Origin of the sequence: Flavobacterium sp. LHD-80, assembly GCF_030929605.1 — a bacterium.
Taxonomy (GTDB): domain Bacteria; phylum Bacteroidota; class Bacteroidia; order Flavobacteriales; family Flavobacteriaceae; genus Flavobacterium.
Genome location: NZ_JAVFVS010000008.1, coordinates 146028 through 171238 on the forward strand (window position 1 = coordinate 146028; position 25211 = coordinate 171238).

Consider the following 25211-nt stretch of genomic DNA (forward strand, 5'->3'; position numbering starts at 1 on the left):
GTTTGAACTTAATTTTATATATTAATTTTTCTGCTTCGGGCAACAACTTTCCATTCCTCATAAATTTCATGTGCCGAATTCACAACTTGAACCGAATCGTAAAGTGCGCAAGTTGGGCATACATGATATGGAATTGCATAAATAAGATCGCCGATAGCATACTGATTTTGTCCTTTATTTTCAATGATTAAATGCTCTTCTGAATGAGCAGTCGGAATCAAATTTTCATCATTTAAAATGACTAAACGTTTGTCAATTGGATTTTCTGAAGAAACGGCTTTGTAGCCGACATCGATACAAAAAGTGGAATTTGTTGGTTTTGAAATAATGGTTCCCACAATGACAAATGCTGGCTCAAATTTTTGTTCAGGAAGATGAATCTGATAATTGGAATCCCAAAAAACAAAAGTTCCCGGACTGCATTCGACATTTTTTTCTGAAGCATAAAATGGAAATGTATTTGATCCACCGGCAACTATTTTTAGTTCGTAATCGAGTTTTGCCTGAATTGCTTTTAGCTTTTCGCTGATGCTGAAAAAAGAATTTGAAGCTACAGAAATTCGGTGTTCCAAAGTTCCTTTTAAATGGCCGTCATAAATGTGAATTCCGGCAAAATGAATGTTCTTTAACTTCAGAATTTCTTCGATTAAAGCAGTCCAATTTTCAGAAATTGAAATTCCGGTTCTGTTCATTCCAGTATTTAAATCCAAATAAACAGTCAGTGATAAATTATTCTTTTGAGCAATTTCATTTAAGGCTTTCGCCGAATCTAAATTATCGACGATTGTTGAAAAAGCGCTTTTTGAATATTTCTGAATAAGAGAAATCCATCTTTCTTTTTTATTTCCAACAGGCTGATAGGCGAGAATAATATCTGAAATCTCGTGAATAGCAGCCAATTCTGCTTCAGCAATTGTGGCGCATTTTATTTTATTGATTCCGTATGTTTTATACAAATCCAGAATTTCTCCAATTTTATGCGTTTTGATATGTGGCCTTAAATTTTGAACGTTACCATTTACAGCTTCAATCAGACGCTCGATATTTTGCTGCATACGATTTTCATAAACAGCAATAAATGGAGTGTCAACACGGGTTTCGGAATTTATTTTCCACCAATTTTCTTGCATAACTTAGTTTCTGGTTTTTTCTACAACTTCAATTAAATCCTGAAAAGCTTTCAGCGATTGCTCATAATTTAAATTCAAAAGCATTTCTTTCGAAAACAAATTAGAACCAATTCCCACGCATACAACACCCGATTTGAACCAAGATTTTAAATTGCTTTCTTCTAAAGTTACGCCTCCGGTTGGCATTATTTTTAAATTTGGAAAAGGAGCTCTAATTGCTTTTACATATCCGGGTCCGCCAATTTTATCAGCAGGAAAAAGTTTTACAACTTCGGCTCCTAATTTATTGGCATGAAGCACTTCGTTTAAAGTAGCAGCGCCGGGAATCCAGTAAATATTATTTTTGAAACAGTAATTTCCAATCTCAGAATCAGTATGTGGGCAAACAATGCAATCTGCTCCTAGGTTTATGAATGTTTCGGCATCTTCAACGCTTAAAATAGATCCAACTGCTAGTTTGATATCTAAATTATTAGCTTTTTTAAACTCGATCATTTGGCTAAATACTTCTTTAGCGTCATCTGCGCGCGCAGCAAATTCAATAATTTTTATGCCTGAATCAGCAGCTGATTGTAAAACTATTTTAGCTGTTTCAATGTTGATTTGTGTTACTAGCGGCAGCACGCCTTGAGCTTTTAAAATGCTGTACATATATTGGGGTAATTTATTATCTATTAATTCTGTTGCTTGAGCCGTTTTCCATAAAATGACTTATTTCGGCAAGACTTGTTATGGCAAAATCGCCATGTATGCTTTGTTTTATTACACCGCAGGCTGTTGCCCATTCAATACATTCTTGGCCCGATAATTTTTTGGATAAACCATAAAGTAATCCGGCATTAAATGCATCGCCAGAACCAATTTGGTCTGTCACAACGTGTATTTTGTGTTCTTTGGTTTCGTAAAAATTACCTTCATGCAGTAATAAACCTTTGTATAAATGCGCTGGTCCGTCAGATTTTCTAAAACTCATTGCAAGTGTTTTTAGAAAAGGCATTTCTTTTTTTAGCAATTCAAAAGTTTTTTGAAAACGATCTTCATCTGATTCTTTTTTGTCGGTTTTTATTCCAAAGTAAATTTCAATTGCATCCAAATCGGCTACAGTGATGGTGCTGTATTGAAGCAAATCGGGCATAATTTCAGAAGGTTTTTTCCCGTATTGCCATAATTTGGAACGATAATTAAAATCAGACGAAATTGGCAATCCTTTTTCATGCGCTGCCAAAATTCCTTCTTTACAGACAAGTCCAGCTTCATAAGAAACACCCGGGCTGATTCCCGACCAATGAAAATGCGTTACATCTTTTAAAACTTCATTCCAATCAATCTGATTTTTTTGAATGGTTGCAAAAGATGAATTGCTTCTGTCGTAAATAACTTGAGATTGTCTGATTTGATTTCCGGATTCAACAAAATACAATCCCAAACGTTCGCCTCCATAAACACATTTTGAAGTGTTGACTTTATGCTTTTGAAGTTCGTTTACGGCTAATTGTGCCAAATCATTTTGAGGTAATCTTGTAATATAATCCGTTTGGATTCCGAGTTGGGAAAGTAAAACACAAACATTTGCTTCGGCACCTCCAACATGTATTTTTATATCATTTGCCTGTGTAAACCGATTCCCATCGGCAACACTCATCCGGAGTAATAATTCTCCAAATGTTGCTATTCTTGTTTGTGGTGTTGTTGTCTTCATTGTTGTCTTTTTTTGCCAATGATTATTGATTTATTCACATGACGTTTAATTTTTAACACATAGAAACATAGTTTTGAAAATGTTGAAAAAAGGCGTTTCACTTGCATAAATGGACATAGTCACTATGTGTTAAAAGCTAGCTTTTTTCGATATCCTTTTTATAAGTAAAAAAAATCTATGTTTCTATGTGTTTAAAAAATCTGTGGGCTAAATTCTTTAATCTAAAATAATTCGAAAACGGCTTCAACTTCAACAGGAATATTATCTGGAAGTGAACCCATTCCAACGGCGCTTCGAACTCCAATTCCGTTTTCTTGTCCCCAAACTTCAGCAAATAATTCACTGCAACCGTTTATTACATACGGATGTCTTAAAAATTCGCCATTGCAGTTTACCATTCCAAGTACTTTGATAACTCTTTTTACTTTATTCAAGCTTCCAAAATTGGTTACTATCGTAGAAAGCATCGTTAATCCGACTTGTCTTGCTGCCAGTTTTCCTTCTTCAATATCCATATCATCGCCAATTCTGCCAATGATCAAAGATTTGTCATCACGAACCGGACCGTGACCAGACAGGTATAAATATTTACCATCAACTAAATAAGGTTTGTAGATGCCAAGCGGTTGTGGTGCTGGCGGTAAAGACAAACCAAGTGTTTCAAATTTTTCTTGAGGTAATAAATTCATGATATTAATGTATTATAGAGTTTAAAATAAAAACGAAAATGATTCCTAAAACAGATACTAAGGATTCCATTACGGTCCAGGATTTAAAAGTATCTTTTAGGCTGGTATTAAAATATTCTTTGAACAACCAAAAGCCTGGGTCGTTTACATGTGAACACATTAGGCTTCCGGCTCCAACTGCCAATACTAATAAGTTGGGATCCAGACCATTCTGTTGTAACAAAGGTAATAAAACACTGGCAGTCATTAATCCGGCTGCGGTGGCTGAACCAACACAAATGCGAATAATTGCCGCCATTAACCAAGCGAGTAAATAAGGATGAATATTGGTTTGTGTTAAAGTTGCTACGATGGTTTCGTTTACACCGCTTACAATCATAACTTCTTTTAAGCTTCCTGCACCACCAACGATTAAAACAATCAATGCAACATCTTTTATCGCAATTGCGTAATCATCCATTATAGAAGCGAGATTTCGGTTCATTCTTATGCCTAAAGTATAGGTGCAAAGAAGAAGGGAAATCAGCATAATTATACTTGGATCTCCAATTGTTTTGCAAAGATTGTTTACTGCTTCATTTTTTGTAATCAATGGCAGTAAAGAAGTTATGGTCAAACCAAAAACAGGAAATAAAGCCGAGAATAAACTAATCGAAAAACTTGGCAGTTTACCTTTGTTAGCGACTTCTTCTACGTTTATAATTTCATGATCTGATTCGGTTTTAATGTTTTTCAGCAAATTTGAAAATAGCAATCCTGCAATAAAGATGGTAGGAATCGCAATGATAATTCCGTAGACCAAAACAAGACCAATATCAGCATTTAAAATACTGCTTAAAGCCATTGGTGAAGGATGGGGAGGCAAAAAACCGTGTGCTACTGAAAGCGACGCCAGCATTGGGATTCCCAGATATACTTTTGAAAGCTTAAATTGATGGGCTACTGAGAAGATTAAGGGTACTAACAAAACAAAACCAACACTATAAAATAGAGGTATCCCAACAATAAATCCGGTAATCATTAATCCTAGACGAACATGTTTTTCGCCAGTCCATCCCATAACTGTTTTTGCAATAACATTTGCCGCGCCCGAGGAAACGGTAAGTTTGCCAATGCAAGTTCCAAAAACGATTATTAATGTAATTGATCCTAACATTTCGCCCAAACCTTTTTGAACTGTTTGTGACAAAGTATTTATTGGCAGACCTAAAAATAGGCCTGCCAGCAAAGCTGTAATGATAAAGGCAATAAACGGATTGATTTTAAACCAAGCAATTTGAACGATTAAAAATGCAATGCATGCCGTAAGAATTATAATGCTCATTATCTAATTTTTGATTATTTATCCCACCAGATTCTTGTTGTGAAACTGTCTTCGCCCTGACGCTTAACAGCTTCTGCTAAGTTAGTTGAATTAACAGAATATTCACTAGTTGGATATTTGAATCGTCTTGGAATTGTGCCATTTGTAACATTTCCTGGGAAGTTTACAGGAACTAAAACCGGATAGCCAGTTCTTCTCCAGTTTGAATATACTTCTTGTTCGTCTACAAAAAGAGCTACATAAATCTGCGTATGAATTTGATTCATTTTTGCTTCAAATGAACCAGCTGTATTGAAAGGATTTGCCGTTAAATAAACTGTTGCATCAGTGATAGCATAAGCAGGTCCGTAAATTCCCATGTTTAAGAAAGAGGCTTTTACTCCTTTTTCATATAAATCTTTGTCCGTTTCATTAGTGTACCAGCCTCTAGCTGCCGCTTCAGCCAATAGTAAATTGGTTTCAGCATTGCTTATTACCATAAGTGGTGCGTCATATTTGAAAACCGTACTTTGATTTGGTTCCGAATAAGTTCCTTGTTCTACTGGAGTAGGAGCAGTTTTAGTTCCGTTTGGAAAACCTTTTTGAACAGCAAGTGATGTATTTTGAGTTGTTCCTTGCCAAACTCCCGAATAAACACTAATTCTAGGATCGGCAGTTGATTTTAATAAATCGATAAAAGTTTTGGCTAATTTTCCGCCTTCTACATTCTTCTGACCGTATGATCCCGCTGTAAAATCTTGCCTTCTTGAATCAAATCCAACAGGGTTTCTGTTAATGTCATTTGGTCCGTCAGTATATCTAATTACGGCATTATCGGTTCCATTTACAATTACGCCGCCTGCAATGGCTTTGGTTACCCAAGTTTTAGCCAAAGTAGGATCAACTTTAGTTAACCTCATTCCTAAACGCAACATTAAAGAATAAGAGAATTTTTTCCATTTTGTAACATCGCCGTCATATAAAAAATCGGCTTTACCAAAACTTGTTTTTGACGCATCCAAAGCTGTAGCTGCTTCGTCAAGTTCCTTTAATAAATCTTTATAAATAGATTCTTGAGAATCATATTTCGGAAGAAAAATAGCAGAACTATTTGCTTTTGCAGCTTGAGAATATGGAATATCGCCATATAAATCTGTAAGTCTGTGGTACAAATATGCTTTCCAGATTCTGGCAATATTAAGTTTATTGCTGTCGTTTGGACTGTTTTTAAGTGCATCAATAACGATTTCAGTCTCGTTTATTCCAGTTGGATACGCTTGATTAAAATACGCAGAATAATATACTTCATTACTAAGATATTTATCACCAGCTCCCGAAGCTTCTTTGTATGTTGCGTAATGTTGCAACATACCACCACATTCCAAAATATTTGTAGCAAAATAATTGTTGTTTAAACCGTCCAATTGTGCTTTGCTGAAAATGTAATTCGGATTTGGTTTTTCAACAACATTTGGATTGGTATTGATTTCTTCGAAATCTTTGGTACAGGATGTCATACTTACTGCAAGTATTCCTGCCATATATAAAAAGGTTAGCTTTTTCATTTCTCTTCAAATTAAAATTTAACATTTAAGCTTAAACCAAAGCTTCTTGTTTTCGGTAATCCAAATTGCTCCACACCTTGAGCGTTTCCTGCACTAAATACAGATTCTGGATCAACGTTTGGCGTTTTCTTGTAAAGGATGAATAAATTTCTGGCAACAAAAGAAACAGAAAGGCTCTGAAGTTTTGCCAATGCTTTTATTCTCTCAATTGGTAATTGATAACCCACAATTACTTGTCTCAATTTGATGAAACTTGCATCATAAATAAAAGTCGAAGAAATGTTTCGTAAACCGTCATAATATGTTCTCAAGTTTTCTGGAGCAATTGTCATATTTACAGGATTTCCGTTTGTGTCAACTCCTGAAATTGGCAATCCGGTTTCACGGCCTTCTAATGTTAGCTTGGTTAATCCCATACGTGTTCCGTATAAATCAGTTCCAGAATATAAGCTTCCGCCAAATTTTCCATCAATTAAAAAGCTGAAGGATACTGCTTTGTATTTGAATTCGTTGCTGATACCCGCTCCCCAAGGATGAACTCCTTGTCCTAATTCTTCAAGCGGTCCTCTTGCAATACTTGCAGATCCTCCGCTTACATTGTAAACCGTATTTCCGTTAGCATCTTTTAAAGGTTTGTAACCTTTTATGATACTGTAAGGTCGCCCAACGTCACTTGTAATGGTTACATATCCATTTACAGAAGTCGCCATTGTAATCGAATTCAAATCATCTGTAAGTGCTTGAACGGTGTTTTTGTTATAAGATCCGTTGAAAGTCGCATCCCATGAAAAATCTTGGTTGCTGATGATTTTTCCAGTAAGTAAAAGTTCAACACCCGTATTTTTCATTTTTCCAAGATTCAGCAAAGCCGTATTTGCTCCTGAACTTGTTGAGATTGTAGTTTCAACAATATCATTTGTAGTGGCACGATTGTACCATGCAAAATCAACATTTAATCTGTTGTTGAAAAAACCTAAATCGGTACCAATTTCAAATGTTGTAGAAGTCAGTGGACTTAAAGTTGAATTAGGAACTCTGCTGCTTGTTGGTCCCTGCAATTGTTGTCCGTTATGTCCTCCTTGAACCATCGAATACGATTGGTTTAAGGCATAAGGATCTGGAGTTGCACCTCCAACCTGAGCCCAAGAACTTCTTAGTTTTGCAAACGAAACCCATTCAGGCATTTTTAATAAATCGGAAACAATTATACTAGTTCCAACTGATGGATAAAATACAGTATTATTTTCTGCTGAAAGTGTAGAAAACCAATCTTGACGTCCAGTGAAATTTAAAAAGATTACGTTTTTATAATCGAAATCGGCGGCTCCATAAACAGAATTTGTTTTTGTTTTTCCGTATGGATAAGTGTAAGTAAGGGTTTGTAAATTGCTTAATGCGTAAAAATCGTCTAATACATATCCAGAACCTTCAACTTTAGTTTCATCTCTCAAAGTAGTTCTAGAGTTAACACCAACTAAGGCATTTAAAGAAAAATCTTTGTAGAAGTTCTTCTTCGTATAATTTAAAATGGCCTCAGTATTTAAATTTGAAAGTTTCATTCTAGAACCTTGTGCATATCCAACTGGATTATTTAGAGTAGTTTTCGGGATATATCCAAAGAACTCATAATCTGTATAATCTTGCCCGATTCGACCTTGAAGAAAAAGATCTTTTGTGAAATTCAATTTTACATTTAGCATCCCAATAAAACGGTTTTTGGTGTCACTATTTTTAATTTTATTGACAACAAAATAAGGGTTTGTTGCAACGGCAACTGGATTCCAAGCTTCTTCGATTCCGTTTTCATCATAACCAGGAGCCAGATTTCTAATGTCAACTGTGTTTGCAATCATATAAGTTCCCCAGTTTGCATTTGCTTCTGCATCAGAAACTGTCGGTCTATTATCTGATTTTTCCAAATTGTATTGCGTTACCACGTCAAATTTTAACCAATCAGTCAAGTTTACATTGCTTGCCAAGTTGAATGTTTTGCGGTTGAAACCAGAATTTGGCAAAATACTTTCATTTTCTAAGTTTGAAAATGACAAACGTCCAGTTGCTTTTTCAGTTCCTCCAGATAAAGCGATCGAGTTAATAAAAGTAGTTCCGGTTTCGTAGAAGTTTTTGATGTTGTTTTTTTGTGCTACGTAAGGTCTAGCAACGCCGTCGAACTGAACAACATTTGTTCCGTCCATTTTTGCTCCCCACGACCAACGTCCGTCAGCAATGGCTTCAGCTTGATTAGCTGGTTTTTGTCCGTTGTGGCCAGAACCGTATTCGTACTGCCAATCTGGAAAAATAGAAGGTTTTTCAAAAGTAAATGAGCTATTGTATTCAATTCCAATGCCTTTTTGGGCAGTTCCTCGTTTGGTTTGAATTAAAATAACTCCGTTCGCAGCGTTGGCGCCATACAAAGCCGCAGCTGTTCCTCCTTTTAAAACGGTAATTGATTTGATATCGTCTGGGTTGATAACTGCGGTTCCGTCACCACGATCGACATTTATTCTTGTAGATCCTGGGCCATTTCCAATACCTGGCAAATTTAGCTGTGTATTGTCAATTGGCAAATCATTCACTACATACATTGGCTGGTTATTTCCGTTTAATGAACCATTTCCACGAATTACAACACGGCTTGAACCGTTTGGTCCAGTTGCAGTACTGCTCACGTTTACTCCGGCAATTTTTCCAACCAAAGCGTTTGTGATATTAGTTTCTTTAGCTTTAGTAAATTCAGTTCCTTTTAGTTCGGTTACCGCATATGAAACTGCTTTTCCGCTTTTTTTAACTCCCAAAGCGGTTACCAAAACCTGATCCAGAACATTTTCAGCTGGTTTTAATTTAATTACTAAATCTTTTGTATTGTCTAATTTGAATTCTAAAGTTCCGTAACCCATATAAGAAATAACAATATGGCTTTCGCTTTCAGGTACATTTAATTTAAAATTTCCATTTTCATCTGTAACAGCAGCAATTTTAGGGTTGTTCTTTGCATAAATTGTAGCTCCTGCAATCGGCATTCCATCGTCTTGGCCTAAAACTTGGCCAGAAATTTCAGTTTGATTGCTTTTCTGTTCAAAAAGATGCTTTTTTATTGCAGTCTCTTTTGCATTTGCCGAGAAAATCATTCCTCCAACAAATACTAATGAAATTAGCTTTGTTTTCATAATTCTTTGGTTTTCATGTTTTTTTTGGTTTTTATTGGCAGTCAAATATAGATATTAATTTTTCACATTTGCATTTTTTTTGCATAAAATGCATTTTTTTTGCAAAATAAAAGTTTGATGTGTTTTTAATTTCCACATGAAATATTGATTTTAGACGTTTTTTGAGAAATTTTTGCAGAAAATGCTTTTTGCAGAAAAAAATAGTTTTCGCTGAAAATTCGTATTTTTGAATTATGAAAATCGCACTTATACAATCAGATCTGCATTGGGAAAATGCTTTGGAAAATAAAAAAAGCTTCGAATCGAAAATAAAGCAAATCGATTCGGAAGTGAATTTGATTGTTTTGCCAGAAATGTTTTCGACAGGATTTACAATGAATCCTTCTGCTGTTGCCGAAACAATGAATGGTGAAACTGTTCTTTGGATGAAAGAAGTTGCAAAACAGAAAAATGCCGCTGTTACCGGAAGTTTGGTAATTGTTGAAAATGAAAAATTTTACAACCGAATGTTTTTCGTTTTTCCTTCAGGAGAAATTCGATATTATAATAAACGCCATTTATTTACTTTGGCAGGAGAAGATCAGTTTTATACTGCAGGAACAGAAAAAGTTATTGTAGAATATTTGGGCTGGAAAATTTGCCTGCAGGTTTGTTATGATTTAAGATTTCCGGTTTTTGCTCGAAATACAGAGAATTACGATTTGCTTTTATATGTTGCCAATTGGCCAAAAGTGCGCACCAATGCATGGGACGCTTTGTTGAAAGCACGTGCCATTGAGAACTTAAGTTACACAATTGGTGTAAACAGAATTGGTTTTGATGCCAATAATTATGAGCATATTGGCCATTCGCAAGCGGTCGATTTTTTAGGAAATTACATTCTTGAACCACAAGAAACTGAAGGTGTTTTTGTGGTGGATTTAGATAAAAATAAAATGTTGGAAACCCGAAAAAAACTCGATTTTTTAAGTGATCAAGATGTTTTTGAAATTAAAATTTAGAAAGCTTTTCGTTTCTTTTCGGCTTCTTTCTTCTTCTTTTCATCTGTTTTTTTCTCGACTTCAGGACTAAATGGAATACTTAAATCAATAGGCTGATCAACATCCCAATTTGCCCGAACATCAACTTCTTTCTGGAAATAAAAAACTTCTTCAGAATAGGTTTTGCTCAGGAAATTTCCCGTGTCGTAGACTTTGTTTTTATTATCGTCATAAATTACGCGAACAGAAAAGGCTTCCGGTTCCACTAAATTGAATTCGATTTTAGTCTCGCCTTCAGAATATGCGGTTGCAAGAACTTTGTCGCCTCTTTTATTAATAATTTCAACAATAATCGGGAAACGTTTTACATTTTGAAGGTTCAAAACTAAATTTCCATAATCTTCTAATTCCTTAGTGGTTAATTTATAAGACAAAGTATCATTTGACTTGTCATAAAAATCAGTTAAAGCGCCTGGCATTAATGTAAAACGGTATTTTTCTAAAGGCTCTTTTTTGAAATCAAAATATAGTTTTTGCTCAAATTCATCATATTCTGTTGTGAATTTTACAGCAACAGAATCTTTGTTGACTAATGAAATTTTTGAATTGTCGAATTTCACAAGCGGTGTTTCTGATTCTAATGTGAATCGCTCTCTGAAATTAAGGACGCCATTTTGAACCGGCTTAATATTCAGCGTATCTTTTTTTAGTTCCTTAATTTTAAAACCGAATTTCTTGTTGTATTTATCGGAATTAATTTCAAGAGAAAGTGAATCGGTTTTTATTGGTTTATACCAAATTTGCAACGAGTCTTTTTTAGGGAATTCGGTGACAATAGTTTCCAGAACATCGTTGTGGTTTTTAAGCGTAATTTTAGGTTTGGTAACTTTGAAATCCATATTTCCCTCATACGGAAGCAATAATCTGTTTCCAGATGCCTGAATGGGTTTGAAAGTTTTTAAAGGCAACTTTTCTTTAAATAATTCCAATTCAAAAATAGTATCGTTTGGAACCGTAATAGGATGTTTTATAAAAGCAATTTTGTCATCTTTTGGATTGAATTTATTGTTGCTTGATTTGTCTTTCATGGCAACCAAAAGATATTTTCCGGCCTTTAAATTCTCTAATTTAAAAGTTCGCAAACTGTCCAAAGTGTTGGTAATATATCTTGGAAATTCTTTGTAAACTGCAGAATCTTTGTATTTGTCATTTATTTCATAAAGCATAACAGATACAAAATTGTCGACATATTTTTCATAAGAATCTTTAATAATTCCTTTTATAGAAAGCGAGTCAATATAAGATCCAGTCGAAAAAACGTACTTAAATTGATTGATTGAGTTTCCTTCATTATTGTCGGCAATACTTTGGCCAAAATTCATACTATAAGTCGTATTGGGCTGTAAAGTATCTTTTATTTTTATAGTGATCACTTTGCTCGCATTTGTTGGCAATACAAGCGGTTCGTGTTTCATTGGTGGCGAAATAATCAGCTGTTTGTTGAGATTTTTCAGCTTTACATATTCATCAAATGTCAAAATGATTTCATTGGCTTTGAAATTTGTGCTGAAATTTTCAGGAGAACTTGATCTCAAAACAGGAGCAAGCGTATCTTTTAAACCGCCTGTAATACTGCCTCTTTTAGCACAGCTCATCATTAAAAATACCAATAAAAGTGAAATGTATCTGAGAGTGTTTTTCAACATAATCGTTTTTGAATTTGATTGCACAAAATAACAATTATATTTGCTTTAATCGAAATTTTTTGGCTATTTATTAGGATTTGCAATTTTCAGGTTTTGGCCTTTTTTACGGTAATATTTTCTTACTTTTGATTTCAAATGTAATACACTTGGTTTTGTTTAAAAGAGTTTTCTGGATTTCATTCTTTCTTTTGCTCACAGCGTGCAGTAAAAACGACAAACCTATAATTTCGTTTTATTATTGGAAAACCAATTTGAAATTTTCAGAAACCGAAAAAGAAGTTTTAAAAGATAATAATGTCAGTAAACTTTATATCAGATACTTTGATATTGGACTTGATCCAAAAACAAAAAATCCATTTCCTATAAGTCCAATTCATTTTCAGGATAATATTCAAGTTTTTGAGATTGTTCCGGTCGTTTTTATTCAGAATAAAGTAATGCTTCAGCAAAAACTTGATGTTAAAGATTTAGCTGAAAAAACGATTCGTTTGATTACTGAAATCAATGAAAAAAATAAAATTAATTGTTCCGAGATTCAAATTGACTGCGACTGGTCCTTAGAAAGTAAAGGCAATTATCTTAAATTTATTGAACAAGTTAAAAAGCTTTCGCATAAAAAACTTTCGGCAACAATCCGGCTTCATCAAGTTAAGTATTTTAAGAAAACTAAAATTCCAAATGTTGATACGGGTGTTTTGATGTTTTACAATATGGGAAGTATTGCGCCAGATGATCTGAATTCGATTTACAGTAGAGAAATTTCAGAACGATATCTTAAAAGTCTAAAAAAATATCCGTTGCAACTTAATTATGCATTGCCTATTTATTCTTGGGCAATTCATATTCGCGATCAAAAAGTTATTGGACTGCGATCGAAAATGAGTTTTAAAGAATTAAGGAACGATAAAAATTTCGAGCAAATTAATTCGATATTTTTCAGAGTAAAACAATCAAATTATAAAAATGGTGTTTATTATGAAGAAAATGATCTGCTGAAAATAGAATGTATTTCGGCAGAAAATTTAAAAGAAATGGCTGGAGATTTAAGCGAAAATACTACGCAGCCACCAAAAGAAATTATATTTTACGATTTAGACGAATTCAATTTAAAAAATTATGAAAAGAATATTTTCGAGCAAACTGTTTCTTGTTTTTAGTATTGGTTTGCTTTCGGTTTACGGGGTAATTTATGCATGTGCCGGTGGTGACGACTGGGATTTTTTTGGATACAATTCGAATTTTACGCCAGAAACTTTCGCAGACAAATCATATTCGCCACTGTTTTTGTCAGGTTCAATTTTTTACGGAATTGGATTTGATACTGAACATAATTCGAGATTCAATAAAAACATAAAAGAAGATTGGGCTTCTTATTTAAAAGGAAAAGCAGATACTACTTCAGTCAATTATTTTTTAATTGGGAATGAAACAAAAAGATATTATTCGGATGATAAAAATGTAATTAAAAACAAAGAAGAAATTGCAGATCTTCATGCTTTTTATAAGTCTAAAAAAGAGAATAAGACGTCTCAAAAATGGAGCAAAAAGCTCAATTTGAAAGATGAGAAAATCAAAAATTTTGTTGAGTTTTTATATTTGGCACAAAAAATAGAAACCGTTTCAATTGGTGAAGAAAATTGGAGTTACGAGCCAGTGGTGGCAAAAACGTTCAAAGATGCAAAAATGATTCAGTCAATCGAAAATGTTTATAATACGTTATCAGATCCATTTTTGAAAAACCGTTATTGGTTTCTTACTATGAAAGCACGTTTTTATAGCAATGACAAACAAAAAGCAATTGATTTTTTTAATAAAACGGAAAGTTCGGTTCCTAAAAACACCTTGTATTACAGAGCGCTTTCGTATGTTGCGGGAATTAATTACAAGCAAAAGAAATACGCGACTTCTAATTATTTATATGCAAAAGTTTTTGATAAATGCCCTGAATTGAGAGTGGTTACAGCATATAGTTTTCGTCCAAAAAACGATTCAGATTGGAATAAGGCGCTTTTGATGGCAAAAAATAATGATGAAAAAGTGGCGCTATGGGCAATTCATGGTTACTATAAAGATGAAAAACAGGCAATCGAAAAAATTTATGAATTAAACCCGAAAAGCGAACATTTAAATTATCTAGCAACAAGACTCGTAAACGGACTTGAACAGTCTATAAATAATTCGTTTCAGAAAGATGGAGGAGAAAATCAGCCTCAAAAAAAATTGACTGTCGTAGAAAGCAAAACAGAAAATCAAGCGAAAGTCGATAAAAAAGCATTGGATTTGATTGCTAAAATTTCGGCAGCTGTAAATACAGACAGGCCTTATCTTTGGGATTTGTCTCTTGGGTATTTGCAGACTTTAAAAGGGGATTATGCTAATGCTGATAAGAATTTTGACAAAGCCGTAAAAACACTTCCTAAAACGGAATTGGCAGGAATGCAACTGCGTTTGTTACGTTTTGTAAATAATTTGAATAAAATTGATAAGCTGACAGACAAAAACGAAAAAACAATTCTAGCCGATTTGAATTGGCTGTATTATGAACTTCCAAAAAACTATAAAGGGCAGGAATTCCGTTATCAAAATGCTTCTTCATGGAGCAGAAGTTATTTGTCGACCCTATATCGTGAAAAAGGGGATTTGGTTATGACTGAAATTTTTGGTGAATCGCGTTATAGTTATTGGAACGACGGAAATTCGTTTTATGATAATGAAAAAGTTTTATTGGATATGAAAGCTTTTCTAGAGAAATCAAACAAAACTGAAATTGAGAAAATTGGTGCAGGAATTTATAGTTTGAAATTAAAAGATATTAATAATTTTCAAGCGGTTCAGGCAACTTTCAAAAATAAAATCCCAGAAGCTATTGAATTCATGAAACAAACAGATTCAGTTCAATATTATAAATTTTTGGGAAATCCGTTTAACGGAAACATAAAAGATTGCCATGATTGTGAGCATGCGGCGTATCAGAAAAAGAAATATTCACAAATGGATTTTTTGATTACAATTAAAGATATGCAGGATAAACTAGCCAAAAAAGAAGATATCTATACAAATAGTTTGTTGCTAGGAAACGCATTTTATAATATTTCGCATTTCGGGAACGGAAGAACTTTTTATGAAATCAGTATTGTCGGTTATGGTTCAAGTCCGTATTCTTTCAGGAATTCAATGAAGGAAATGATTACGAATAATTCGGTTTCAAAAATGTATTATCAAAAAGCTTTTGAGGCAGCTTCAAACAAAGAACAAAAAGCAAAATGTTTGTATTTGATTTCAAAATGTGAACGAAACGACTATTACAATAAAAAATACAACAACATTAATAATTACTGGGAAATTCAAGATGATAAAATTAATTTTATTGCTTGGAACTCATTCAAAGCTTTAAAGAAAGACTATTCTGATACGAAATATTATCAGGATGTCATTGCCGAATGTGGTTACTTTAATACATATGTGAACCAATAAATTTGAAAGATGGTAAATAAAATTGAACATATAGGAATTGCGGTTAAAAACATGGACGATGCTAATGTGTTGTTCGAAAAAATGCTTGGCGTTCCGTCTTATAAAATGGAAGCGGTGGAGAGCGAAGGTGTATTGACTTCTTTTTTTCAAACCGGAAATAATAAAATTGAACTTTTAGTAGCAACAAACCCTGAAAGTCCGATTGCGAAATTTTTAGAAAAAAAGGGCGAAGGAATTCATCATATTGCTTTTGATGTTGCAGATATTTATGCCGAAATTGAACGTTTAAAAAACGAAGGTTTTGTGCTTATAAACGAAGTTCCAAAGAAAGGCGCCGACAATAAACTGGTTGTTTTTCTGCATCCAAAGAATACAAATGGTGTTTTGGTTGAGCTTTGCCAGGAAATTAAATAAAAAAATAACATTTTTGTTTTCAAATAAGGTATTGAAAATCAATATCTTTTTTTAAAGACTGTTTCTTCAAATTAGAATTATATACAAATGATGTCTTAAAATATTTGGAGTGAACGAAAAATAGTAGTAATATTGCATCCTCAAACCGGTCCTATAGCTCAGCTGGTTAGAGCACCTGACTCATAATCAGGTGGTCCCTGGTTCGAGCCCAGGTGGGACCACTTCTTTAGAAACAGAAAGCCTTTACAGAAATGTAGAGGCTTTTTTTGTTTTTGGATAAATCCTTGTACACTATAGGCAATAGAGGATTAGCAACTTATAAGTGCCTAGTTCTAGAATAAAATTACTTCTCTTCTTACTTCAATTTAGTAATTCACGAGGCATACAATTAGGGTTGCAATTCTATTATTTTGGGTTGCATGTTAAGTCATTGATATATAATAAAATACAAGTATAATGAGTACACAATCATTTAAGATATTGTTTGTGATTTCAGGAGCTAGAATTAATAAAAAAGGTTTAGTTCCTTTAATTTGCAGAATAACATATAATGGGAAAAGAAAACCATTTTCTACAGGATTGTTCATCAATCCTGAATATTGGTTTAGTGAGAAACAACAAGCCAAGCCTCCTAGTGAAGAGAATGATCATATCAACATACAAATTAGCCTGATTAAAAATAAACTTAATCAGGCTTTTTTATTTCTACAAGTTCAGCAAGAAAACTTTGATGTTGAAGATATTCTCTTGCAATACAAAGGAGAAAGTACAAAAACACAAAAAACAATATTGATATTGTTTCAAGAGCATAATGATAAAATGGAGAAGCTAATAGGTAAGGATTATGTCATAGGTACATTTTGGAAATTTAGACAAGCTAGAGAGCTATTAAAAGATTTTATTAAGCATCAATTTAAAAAGACTGATTATCAATTTGAAGATTTGAATCTGAAATTTCTTGTTGATTATGAATTCTTTCTCAAGACAGAAAAAAATTTGAGTCAGGCTACTATAAATAAAACAATACAAAGGTTTAGAAGAATTGTAAGAATAGCTATTTCAGAAGATCACCTGGAAAAAGAACCATTTTTGATGTACAAGGTTAAGAGATCAAAGAAAGAAGTAGTTTTTTTAACTCCTGAAGAACTTGATAAGCTTGAAAAACATAAATTCGCACAGCCAAGACTTCAACAAGTTAAGGATATGTTTGTTTTTTGTTGCTATACAGGCTTAGCTTTTAATGAAATGTCTAGATTGGAGGTAAAGCATATTGTTGTTGGTTTTGATGGTAATAAGTGGATTAAAATAAATAGAGAGAAAACAAAAAAACTAGTTTCTGTCCCAATATTATCCAAAGCCACTAGCATAATAGAGAGGTACTGTTCTGAAAACACACCATTTATATTGCCTAGAATTAGTAACCAAAAATTTAATTCTTATCTCAAGGAAATAGCTGAAATCCTAGCTTTTGAAAAGAATTTAACTCATCATACCGCAAGAAAAACCTTTGCAACTACAGTATTACTATATAATGATGTTCCTATGGAAATTGTTTCTGAGCTTCTAGGACATTCAAAAATTAGTATAACGCAAGAATATTATGCTAGAGTAGTACAGAGTAAAGTGAGTGAACATGTTACTAAATTAAGTGAAAAATTGAATAAGAAATAATTAGATAGTTTTAGCTGTGTTGTATATTTTTACAATACAGCTAAAATTATTTTATGGAACTACCAAACCAATATTTTCAAGACTTCCCAATAGAGTTTAAAGAGATTAACCCAAGTGATTTTCCAGAATTTGAAATTGAAAACAATAACGAGAAAATAATAATTGAGCCCAATGACGAGGGCTTTATAAATGATGCTTTACAACCACACATAGCACTAGAAGATAAAAATACTGTTATAGTAAATGCATCTGTGGGTAATGGTAAATCATATTCTGTTATTCAAACTATCAAGAGATATTATAATTCAGATGAAAATTATTTAATAATAGTTGCTACACCATTTAAAAGTTTAGTTGAACAATATGTTAATGACATACATATTGATGCTGAAATTCCTATAGAACAAATTTTTAATTATCTCGAGTTAGACAGAGATGTAACTTCTGATTATACGAGAAAAAAAATACAAGTAGTTTCTGTTAACTCTTTACTAGGGAATCCTGGAGAGGATAGTTTAATAAATACAAATAAAAAAAGGAGGTATTTAAATAGTTTAATTCAAAAATCTACAGAAGAAAATCGTAAAGTAGTATTTGTTTATGACGAGATACATGATGCTATACAGAATTTTAAAGAAGAGTATATTTTTAATTTATGGAAATGGAGGAGTATAATACATAAAAACTTCATTATTAGTGCCACATTTAACGAGGCTTCTAAAGTTGTAATTAAATATCTGGCAGAACTGACAGATAAGAAAATACAAATAATAGAATCAAGGAGATTAGCTATACCAGAAAAGCAAAGTGAATTACACTTACATTATAATCCTGAAAATAGACTGGAATCAACCAGTAAAGTTCTTGTAGGTGTTGTTGATGATTTATTAGATAGAAATAAAAATATAGATATTCTTTGTTTTTCTAAAGCTCTAGTGAAAGATATAATTAAAGATGTTGATGGAATAGGTGGGAAATTAAAAAATAAATTTGGGGATATTAATGAATGTACTTCTTCATTAGGAAGTAATTCAATGCCTAGAAATAGGTTTAATAGTGATAAATGTAATATTGGTACAAATTTCAAAACAGGTGTAAGCATTAGAAAAGAAAATCATGCCTTTTTAATTATCATGCCTCCAAGATCTACTAGGGTTGGGTTTAAAAAACAATATGGCATATTTTCTAATGGAATTAATTCAGTTATACAAGCAATTGCAAGACAAAGAACTCAAGGAGAAATTCATATTGTTTTACCAAGACCAGATGAATTTGATTTTAGCTCTCTAAGTCTTTCAGGAATGAGTCCAGAACAAATTGACTCATTCACTTTAGCTTATAAAACTATACAGTATTACGGAGTTAAGGAAACTCCTGTAAAGTATCTAAAACTCAATTCGCAAGAAGCATTCTTACGAGATTTTTACAATAATGTATTGAAGAGAAATGTACTAGAAGAAATTGAGTATATTAGAAACTTAGACAGATCTAATCTAGCTAGATTAGCTTACCCAACATATGATATTTTTAAATTAGAGAAAGGCGAAAAATATCTAGCAAATTATTTTGATTTCTTTGGAGCTGATATATCTGCGTATTTAACTTATTCAGCATTTACAAATCAATTCGTTAATTGTAATTTAGTATCTATAAACTATGAGAACGATATAATCTTTGAAGAAAACAAAATTCAGAAAGGACTGAATGACTTTTTTGAGACTTATCTCAATGAAGATTACTATGAGGTAGTTAGGGAGAATGCTAATTTTTCAATGTTTTATGAAACAATGAGAAATGAGATATTTTCAAATTTTATGATTAAATATAAAAAAGATAATTCTGAGAATTTGACACCTATTTATAGATATTCTAACAAAGAGTTTGAAGTTCAACTTTTAATATTTTCAGCTTTTAAATTCTATGACACTAGCTACAATAGATATACTATAGTAGATGGTGTTCCTGTGGATGTAGATTATGTTCGAGGAGATTATTTCCTAGATAATATAAAAGCATGTTTGCATATTGACTTAGCACAATCAGCCTATCCTGAAGATGTCAAGCAAAAAATAAAATTCTTTCAACTTCTAAATTATTTTAGAAATAAGCTTATTGAAAATATAATCCATTATAGCTCAGGGACTCTTGATTTTTACTATTTGAACAATAGACCAAATGGGTTGTTTGATGAGAATGATGTTGCAAAGTTTGATGAATTACAAACACTAGCTACAAGAGATAGCCTTTTAAATCATGGAGTATTTGAATTTATAAGAGGTCTAAATATTAATTCATTTTACACTAAATTAATTGATGATTTTTTTGAGTTCACAGCATACAGACTTCCTGTTACGAATGGAGGTAATGTTAGAAGTAATGTAAAAAAAATAACTCGTACAAAGGAATTGCCTAGTAATAATGAGAATATAGATTTAATAGAACCTAGGACATATCACTATGAGCAACCAGATGAAGAATATATAAATGAAAATTATGGTAGCCAAGAAGAATATGATCACTACCAGAATAGAATTAATGAACTATTAGATTCTTAAATATCTAATAAAAAATAATTTAGAGTCCGTCCATTATTTGTGAGTGTATATAACGCACCTAACAAAAAGTGGACGGATTTTTTATTACTATGCCTATTTAAAATTTTAGGGGATCAACTCAATCTAGAAATTTTCAATTTAGAAAACTCACATAAGGGGTTCTTTAAAAATCTCCCCAACCTTAAAAATCTTTGATTTAACAACGCACGAACTTGGAGGAGGACTACTTTAGGAGTAGGTTTTGTTTCAATGTTTTGATGCACAAAGCTACTAAATTTTCAGGACATTATCAATGGTTAAAGCTATTTTGAAGCTAATAGCCAAATCTTTATATGCCTGAAAAAATATTTTTATTCATTTCAATATTAATTATTTTAAACAATTTTATTTATGCAATTAAGACATTCTGAAAGAAAAAAAGCCAAGATAAAAATGGCTCTTCAAGGCAGTAGTGGTTCAGGAAAAACATATTCAGCTTTACTGCTTGCACATGGCTTAACTAATGGAGATTTTTCTAAAGTTGCCATTATAGATACTGAAAATGGAAGTGCAGATTTATATGCGCATTTAGGACAATATAATGTATTGACATTACCACCTCCATTTACACCTGAAAACTACATTAAAGCAATTGATGTATGTATTAATTCGGGTATGGAAGTAATTATTATTGATAGTATTTCTCATTGCTGGGATTACTTATTAGATTATCATTCTAGTTTATCAGGAAACTCATTTACAAATTGGGGGAAAATTACCCCTCTTCAAAAAGCATTTACAGATAAAATATTACAGTGTGATGCTCATGTAATTGCCACAATGCGAACAAAACAAGATTATGTCCTAAATCAAAAAGATGGTAAGTACATTCCTGAAAAAGTAGGCTTAAAAGCTGTACAAAAAGACGGATTGGACTATGAATTCACAATAGTCTTTGATGTAGATATTAAACACTTTGCTATCTCATCTAAAGATAGAACAGGTCTTTTTATGGGTAAACCTGAATTCATAATTAATTCCCATACAGGTAGAAATATTTTAGAATGGTGTAATTCCGGAACTAATTTACAAGATGCTAGGGAGAAAATTAAAGATTGTAACTCAATAGAAGCATTAAAAGGGCTTTATTTTCATTATAGTAATTGGAGGGAATTATTAGAATATGATTTTAAGGTTCAAAAAGACAAAATCAATACAAATGAATTATTAATTAATCCTAAATCCTTTTCTACAAATGGAACTACTACGCACAGAAACTAGACCAATAATGTATCTTAATACTGTATCTCCAAAAGTCATACTAAATACTCCTATTGTATCTAGTGGGCATGCTCTACCTAAGGTAGCTTCTTTTGAAACTAAGCCCTTCATAGAAGCAAATACTACTGAGATTAATTTAGCACACTTAAAAAACAACTGTGTTATTCCTGTATTCTCAAAAGACAATGAAAGAACCATAGCGCATCAAGAGTACATTGAAATTGTACAAGGTTGTGTTAGTAAAGTATTTCCAAATCATGTTTTTGATAAGCCTGAAATACGAGTGTCTCATGAAATAAAAGGTAGAATTCCTGAAGCAATAAATAAACAAGCTAAGGATCTATTAGAGTGCGAGAGAACTCAGTATTTTGAAAGAATGGCTTTTATTATTAGAGTTCCAAGTATCATAGAAACAATTAATGGTAATGAAATGTCTTTAGTAGTAGGTGGAGTTCGAAGTTATAATTTGGAGAATTTATACAGCAAGAAGTCTTTTGAGAAATTCAAATTCTTTATTGGGTTTCAGGTAAAAGTATGCTGTAATTTATGTGTAAGTACAGATGGATTTGCAGAAGAAATGAGAGTAACTAGTTACGTGGAACTCCAAGCTAAAATTATGGAAGTACTTCAGAATTATAATTCTGAAAAACACTTAGTGCAAATGAAAGCACTTTCTGGACATTCTATTACAGAGCATCAATTTGCTCAATTATTAGGTAGAGCTAGATTGTACCAACACTTGCCCAAAAAAGACAAAATAAATATTCCTGCTTTACATTTCAATGATGGGCAACTGAACAGCATTGCAAAGGATTACTATGAAAATGAGAATTTTGGCAGGAATTCAGATGGAGATTTGAATCTTTGGAATATGTACAATCTTTTCACACAGGCTAATAAGAGCAGTTACATTGATACATTCTTAGATAGGAATGTAAATGCTTTTGATTTCTCAAATAGTATTTCTAAGGCACTAAATGGTAAAAGTAATTATCATTGGTTTTTGAGTTGAATAGTCCCAGTCCATTAAAGGACTGGGCTTTTTTAATCAATGCCACACCATCATATTGGATATATTTGCAGTGTTAAGGAATCTAAATGTTAACTAATAAATCTTTCAATTTCGAATCTCTTGAAATCATTTAGTGTACTTAAATATAATTTAAAATCATTATTTGCCATCAAGTTATTGCTAGAATCGAAACTTAGATTAATCATTTGATTGTCTTTTCTTAACCTGCTTATTAAACTAATATTTAATCCAAATTTAGAAAAACTGATAACTTCTTTATCTACAGTGCCATAAATATATTTGTTATAGATATCCTCTGAAATAAGTTCATAATCATAGAGAAATACAATAAACTTATTGAGTTTAAAACTTATAAAATCATCTTCAATTTTTAATTTTACAATTGCATAATTAATTAGCTCTTTATCGTTTTTTTCAGTTAAATCAATTGCTACATTCTTATTGTATATATCTCTAAAATATGTTGAAGATTTGTATGGTAATTCCCCATATGTCTCCCCTATATAATAAATATGATGTTTTTTATCATTGGATTCTCTTCTGCCTTTTAAATATTGATGTAGTTTATTAATGTTTTGTTTTAAAGAGTATTTTCGGTTTTCAATGTATACATCATAAAAATCTCTAGCTACTTGTTGTTGCAATCTGAAGAACTCAAAATCTATTATAAATTTATCATCATCTACGAAATCTTCTATAAAAATTTTAAAAATTTTATCTAATAGCTTAGTTGCTTGCCAGTCTTCGGAATTAGCGTCAATTCCTTTAAGTTTTGTAAATAGCTTTTCTGTTAATTTGTCACTATCTGAATAAAATAGATTAATTCCATTTTCAATTAAGTATTGCTTTAATCTAAATTGATCATTAGTGTGCTCATCAATTAAAAAGTCTTCATCTTTTATTACTTTTAGAATGTTAATTTTGTCACTTTCTTTTTCTTTTTCTATGTTGAAATTTTCTAGTGTTGGATTTTCAATTTTATCATCAAACATTCTATTCCTTAATTCTAAAATTTTTGAGAACATTTTAGTATTGTCTTTATTCTCGAATTTATTATTTACAAAATGAATTTTAGGTAATAGCTTACTTAAATTATTTCCACCTTTAAAAATCTCATTTAATCTATTTACCCGACCTATTAAATTTGTGAGTTCTTTTCCACGTAATCCATATGTATTGAGAATGAAAAGCGTATCAATAGGCAAGTTTATTCCTTCGAGTATAACTGAGTTTGCAATGACATATTTTAATTCAGGAAGAGTTTTAAATTTATGTTCTAAATATTCTTTAATTAAATCGGGTAGTTTACCATGCAGATATATTATTCCATAATTTAATAAATCAATACCATAAAAGCTACCATGCACTTCTTCTTTAAGAGTTTCTATTATTTCACTGACATTTCTAAAATCATTAATTTCCTCTACATTTTTAGATAATCTTAAAGCTAATTTTTCAATGATTCGTGGTGAGTTATAATATAAGAAGTTTTTGAAGGCAGAATTATCAACTATGTATCTAATAAAATCTGTACTAGTGCCAATTTCAAATCCAGTATTGGACTTGTTAATAAAGTATTTATTATGCTTTACAATTTTATGGTCTGTCCTAAATTCAAATAACTCAGGAGATTTAATGTTAAAATTAATTGTATGTGAGTTTATGTTTTGCTTATTGTCAAATTTTAGATTGTCAATTTTATTAATCAAAGGAGATAGATAAACTACTTTTTGATTATTATTTAGCTTTTTATTAATTCGTAGTAACCTACTTAATAACAAACTTCTGTTGTCTTCGGATTTAACTTTTTTAAAAATATTATGTGCTTCATCAATTATAAGTACATCAAAATAAATGTCTTTTCTTCTTTTTAATAGTCTTAATGCTCTTTCTTGGGTAAAAACTGCTATAAATTTTTTTTCATTTATATACATCTCTTCATGAATCAAAATTTTATATCCTAGGTCTGCGTCTCTTACCATTTTGTAGGTTTGCATCAAAAGAGATTTAGTAGGTACAACAATTACTATTTTATTATTGTTATCTAGTTTGTTTATATAATCAATTATTACAGAGCTTTTTCCATACGAAGTAGGTGCTAAAAAACCTTTTTCATTACAATTATCTTCAAGGAAATTATTTCTTTCTTTATATTGTTCATATGTTTCAGTATATATATTTTTTTCTGATTTGTTGAGAAATTCTTGTAGCTGAATTGAAACAAAAAAATCATTTAAAGTATTTGTTTCAAGTAAGTCATTTTCTAGAATTACTTTAGAGATTGGGTAAAATCCAAACAATGTTGCAAAATCATATAAAGGTTTATAGTCTGAATATGTTATAGAATATTTCAAAATCAAAGAGTATGCAATTTCAGCATAGGTTTTAAATTTTTTGTTGATATCATATTCTTTAAGAAACATTAATGCCGCAGTAAGAATAAAGCTTTTCTCATTATCTTCTAAATTTATATTAGTAGTTAATTTCATTAATAGATTGCTGAATTCACTATTCTTTTTAATAATATCAGTGAGTGTTCTTTTTTCTTCTGTTAGCATATGAATC

Annotated in this window: 17 protein-coding genes and 1 tRNA gene; 9 read left to right on the top strand and 9 right to left on the bottom strand. The window is 31.8% G+C overall.

Annotated elements, in window-relative coordinates:
* Positions 1–14: 14 nt before the first annotated feature.
* The 7 genes from RB619_RS12060 to RB619_RS12090 all read right to left on the bottom strand — a co-directional run bounded on the left by RB619_RS12060 (position 15) and on the right by RB619_RS12090 (position 9553).
* The gene (locus tag RB619_RS12060; RefSeq protein WP_308097750.1) at positions 15–1130 is read right to left on the bottom strand and encodes a D-TA family PLP-dependent enzyme; all 1116 of its coding nucleotides are present in this window, start codon (positions 1128–1130) and stop codon (positions 15–17) included.
* Positions 1131–1133: 3 nt separating this feature from the next.
* A complete protein-coding gene (locus RB619_RS12065; RefSeq protein ID WP_308097752.1) occupies positions 1134–1781 on the bottom strand; it encodes an aldolase in 648 nt (215 codons plus the stop codon).
* 16 nt (positions 1782–1797) lie between these two features.
* Positions 1798–2829, bottom strand: coding sequence for a sugar kinase (locus RB619_RS12070; RefSeq protein WP_308097754.1), 1032 nt, complete (start codon positions 2827–2829; stop codon positions 1798–1800).
* A gap of 221 nt (positions 2830–3050) precedes the next feature.
* On the bottom strand, positions 3051–3518 hold the full coding sequence (locus tag RB619_RS12075; RefSeq protein WP_142451554.1) for a RidA family protein: 468 nt from the start codon (positions 3516–3518) through the stop codon (positions 3051–3053).
* A 4-nt stretch (positions 3519–3522) separates the two neighbouring features.
* On the bottom strand, positions 3523–4842 hold the full coding sequence (locus RB619_RS12080; RefSeq protein WP_308097756.1) for a gluconate:H+ symporter: 1320 nt from the start codon (positions 4840–4842) through the stop codon (positions 3523–3525).
* Between the two features lie 14 nt (positions 4843–4856).
* Positions 4857–6362 (bottom strand): SusD/RagB family nutrient-binding outer membrane lipoprotein, encoded by a 1506-nt coding sequence (locus RB619_RS12085; RefSeq protein ID WP_308097758.1) that lies wholly within the window; start codon positions 6360–6362, stop codon positions 4857–4859.
* 35 nt (positions 6363–6397) lie between these two features.
* Positions 6398–9553, bottom strand: coding sequence for a SusC/RagA family TonB-linked outer membrane protein (locus RB619_RS12090; RefSeq protein WP_308097760.1), 3156 nt, complete (start codon positions 9551–9553; stop codon positions 6398–6400).
* Positions 9554–9786: 233 nt separating this feature from the next.
* Here RB619_RS12090 and RB619_RS12095 point away from each other — a divergent pair, with 233 nt between their 5' ends.
* Positions 9787–10554, top strand: coding sequence for a nitrilase family protein (locus RB619_RS12095; protein ID WP_308097762.1), 768 nt, complete (start codon positions 9787–9789; stop codon positions 10552–10554).
* On the opposite strand, the gene RB619_RS12100 is transcribed toward RB619_RS12095, so the two are convergent.
* Positions 10551–12239, bottom strand: a complete 1689-nt coding sequence (locus tag RB619_RS12100; RefSeq protein WP_308097764.1) for an Ig-like domain-containing protein — start codon at positions 12237–12239, stop codon at positions 10551–10553. The two genes, RB619_RS12095 and RB619_RS12100, sit on opposite strands and share 4 nt — an antisense overlap.
* A 152-nt stretch (positions 12240–12391) precedes the next feature.
* On the opposite strand from RB619_RS12100, the gene RB619_RS12105 reads away from it, so the two are divergent.
* From RB619_RS12105 to RB619_RS12140, 8 genes are all read left to right on the top strand, one after another.
* On the top strand, positions 12392–13396 hold the full coding sequence (locus tag RB619_RS12105) for a hypothetical protein (protein WP_308097766.1): 1005 nt from the start codon (positions 12392–12394) through the stop codon (positions 13394–13396).
* Positions 13356–15713, top strand: coding sequence for a hypothetical protein (locus tag RB619_RS12110; RefSeq protein WP_308097768.1), 2358 nt, complete (start codon positions 13356–13358; stop codon positions 15711–15713). Before RB619_RS12105 ends, RB619_RS12110 begins: the two co-directional genes overlap by 41 nt.
* A gap of 9 nt (positions 15714–15722) precedes the next feature.
* Complete coding sequence (gene mce, locus RB619_RS12115) at positions 15723–16127, top strand: methylmalonyl-CoA epimerase (RefSeq protein WP_308097770.1); 405 nt, start codon at positions 15723–15725, stop codon at positions 16125–16127.
* Between the two features lie 147 nt (positions 16128–16274).
* Positions 16275–16348 (top strand) — tRNA-Ile (locus RB619_RS12120).
* A 235-nt stretch (positions 16349–16583) separates the two neighbouring features.
* The gene (locus RB619_RS12125) at positions 16584–17798 is read left to right on the top strand and encodes a site-specific integrase (RefSeq protein WP_308097772.1); all 1215 of its coding nucleotides are present in this window, start codon (positions 16584–16586) and stop codon (positions 17796–17798) included.
* Between the two features lie 53 nt (positions 17799–17851).
* The gene (locus tag RB619_RS12130) at positions 17852–20353 is read left to right on the top strand and encodes a DEAD/DEAH box helicase family protein (protein ID WP_308097774.1); all 2502 of its coding nucleotides are present in this window, start codon (positions 17852–17854) and stop codon (positions 20351–20353) included.
* Positions 20354–20743: 390 nt separating this feature from the next.
* Entirely contained in the window at positions 20744–21613 is an 870-nt protein-coding gene (locus tag RB619_RS12135) for an AAA family ATPase (RefSeq protein ID WP_308097776.1), read from the top strand.
* Entirely contained in the window at positions 21588–22625 is a 1038-nt protein-coding gene (locus RB619_RS12140; RefSeq protein WP_308097778.1) for a DUF3871 family protein, read from the top strand. Before RB619_RS12135 ends, RB619_RS12140 begins: the two co-directional genes overlap by 26 nt.
* A gap of 89 nt (positions 22626–22714) precedes the next feature.
* On the opposite strand, the gene RB619_RS12145 is transcribed toward RB619_RS12140, so the two are convergent.
* Positions 22715–25204, bottom strand: coding sequence for a DEAD/DEAH box helicase (locus tag RB619_RS12145; protein WP_308097780.1), 2490 nt, complete (start codon positions 25202–25204; stop codon positions 22715–22717).
* Positions 25205–25211: the final 7 nt, after the last annotated feature.

Bases quoted from the DNA above. Each gene is read 5' to 3' on its own strand.
- RB619_RS12145 (WP_308097780.1), bottom strand. From the start codon at position 25,204: ATGCTAACAGAAGAAAAAAGAACACTCACTGATATTATTAAAAAGAAT.
- RB619_RS12140 (WP_308097778.1), top strand. From the start codon at position 21,588: ATGGAACTACTACGCACAGAAACTAGACCAATAATGTATCTTAATACT.
- RB619_RS12095 (WP_308097762.1), top strand. From the start codon at position 9,787: ATGAAAATCGCACTTATACAATCAGATCTGCATTGGGAAAATGCTTTG.
- RB619_RS12100 (WP_308097764.1), bottom strand. From the start codon at position 12,239: ATGTTGAAAAACACTCTCAGATACATTTCACTTTTATTGGTATTTTTA.
- RB619_RS12070 (WP_308097754.1), bottom strand. From the start codon at position 2,829: ATGAAGACAACAACACCACAAACAAGAATAGCAACATTTGGAGAATTA.
- RB619_RS12085 (WP_308097758.1), bottom strand. From the start codon at position 6,362: ATGGCAGGAATACTTGCAGTAAGTATGACATCCTGTACCAAAGATTTC.
- RB619_RS12075 (WP_142451554.1), bottom strand. From the start codon at position 3,518: ATGAATTTATTACCTCAAGAAAAATTTGAAACACTTGGTTTGTCTTTA.
- RB619_RS12135 (WP_308097776.1), top strand. From the start codon at position 20,744: ATGCAATTAAGACATTCTGAAAGAAAAAAAGCCAAGATAAAAATGGCT.
- RB619_RS12065 (WP_308097752.1), bottom strand. From the start codon at position 1,781: ATGTACAGCATTTTAAAAGCTCAAGGCGTGCTGCCGCTAGTAACACAA.
- RB619_RS12090 (WP_308097760.1), bottom strand. From the start codon at position 9,553: ATGAAAACAAAGCTAATTTCATTAGTATTTGTTGGAGGAATGATTTTC.
- RB619_RS12130 (WP_308097774.1), top strand. From the start codon at position 17,852: ATGGAACTACCAAACCAATATTTTCAAGACTTCCCAATAGAGTTTAAA.
- RB619_RS12060 (WP_308097750.1), bottom strand. From the start codon at position 1,130: ATGCAAGAAAATTGGTGGAAAATAAATTCCGAAACCCGTGTTGACACT.
- RB619_RS12125 (WP_308097772.1), top strand. From the start codon at position 16,584: ATGAGTACACAATCATTTAAGATATTGTTTGTGATTTCAGGAGCTAGA.
- RB619_RS12080 (WP_308097756.1), bottom strand. From the start codon at position 4,842: ATGAGCATTATAATTCTTACGGCATGCATTGCATTTTTAATCGTTCAA.
- RB619_RS12110 (WP_308097768.1), top strand. From the start codon at position 13,356: ATGAAAAGAATATTTTCGAGCAAACTGTTTCTTGTTTTTAGTATTGGT.
- mce (WP_308097770.1), top strand. From the start codon at position 15,723: ATGGTAAATAAAATTGAACATATAGGAATTGCGGTTAAAAACATGGAC.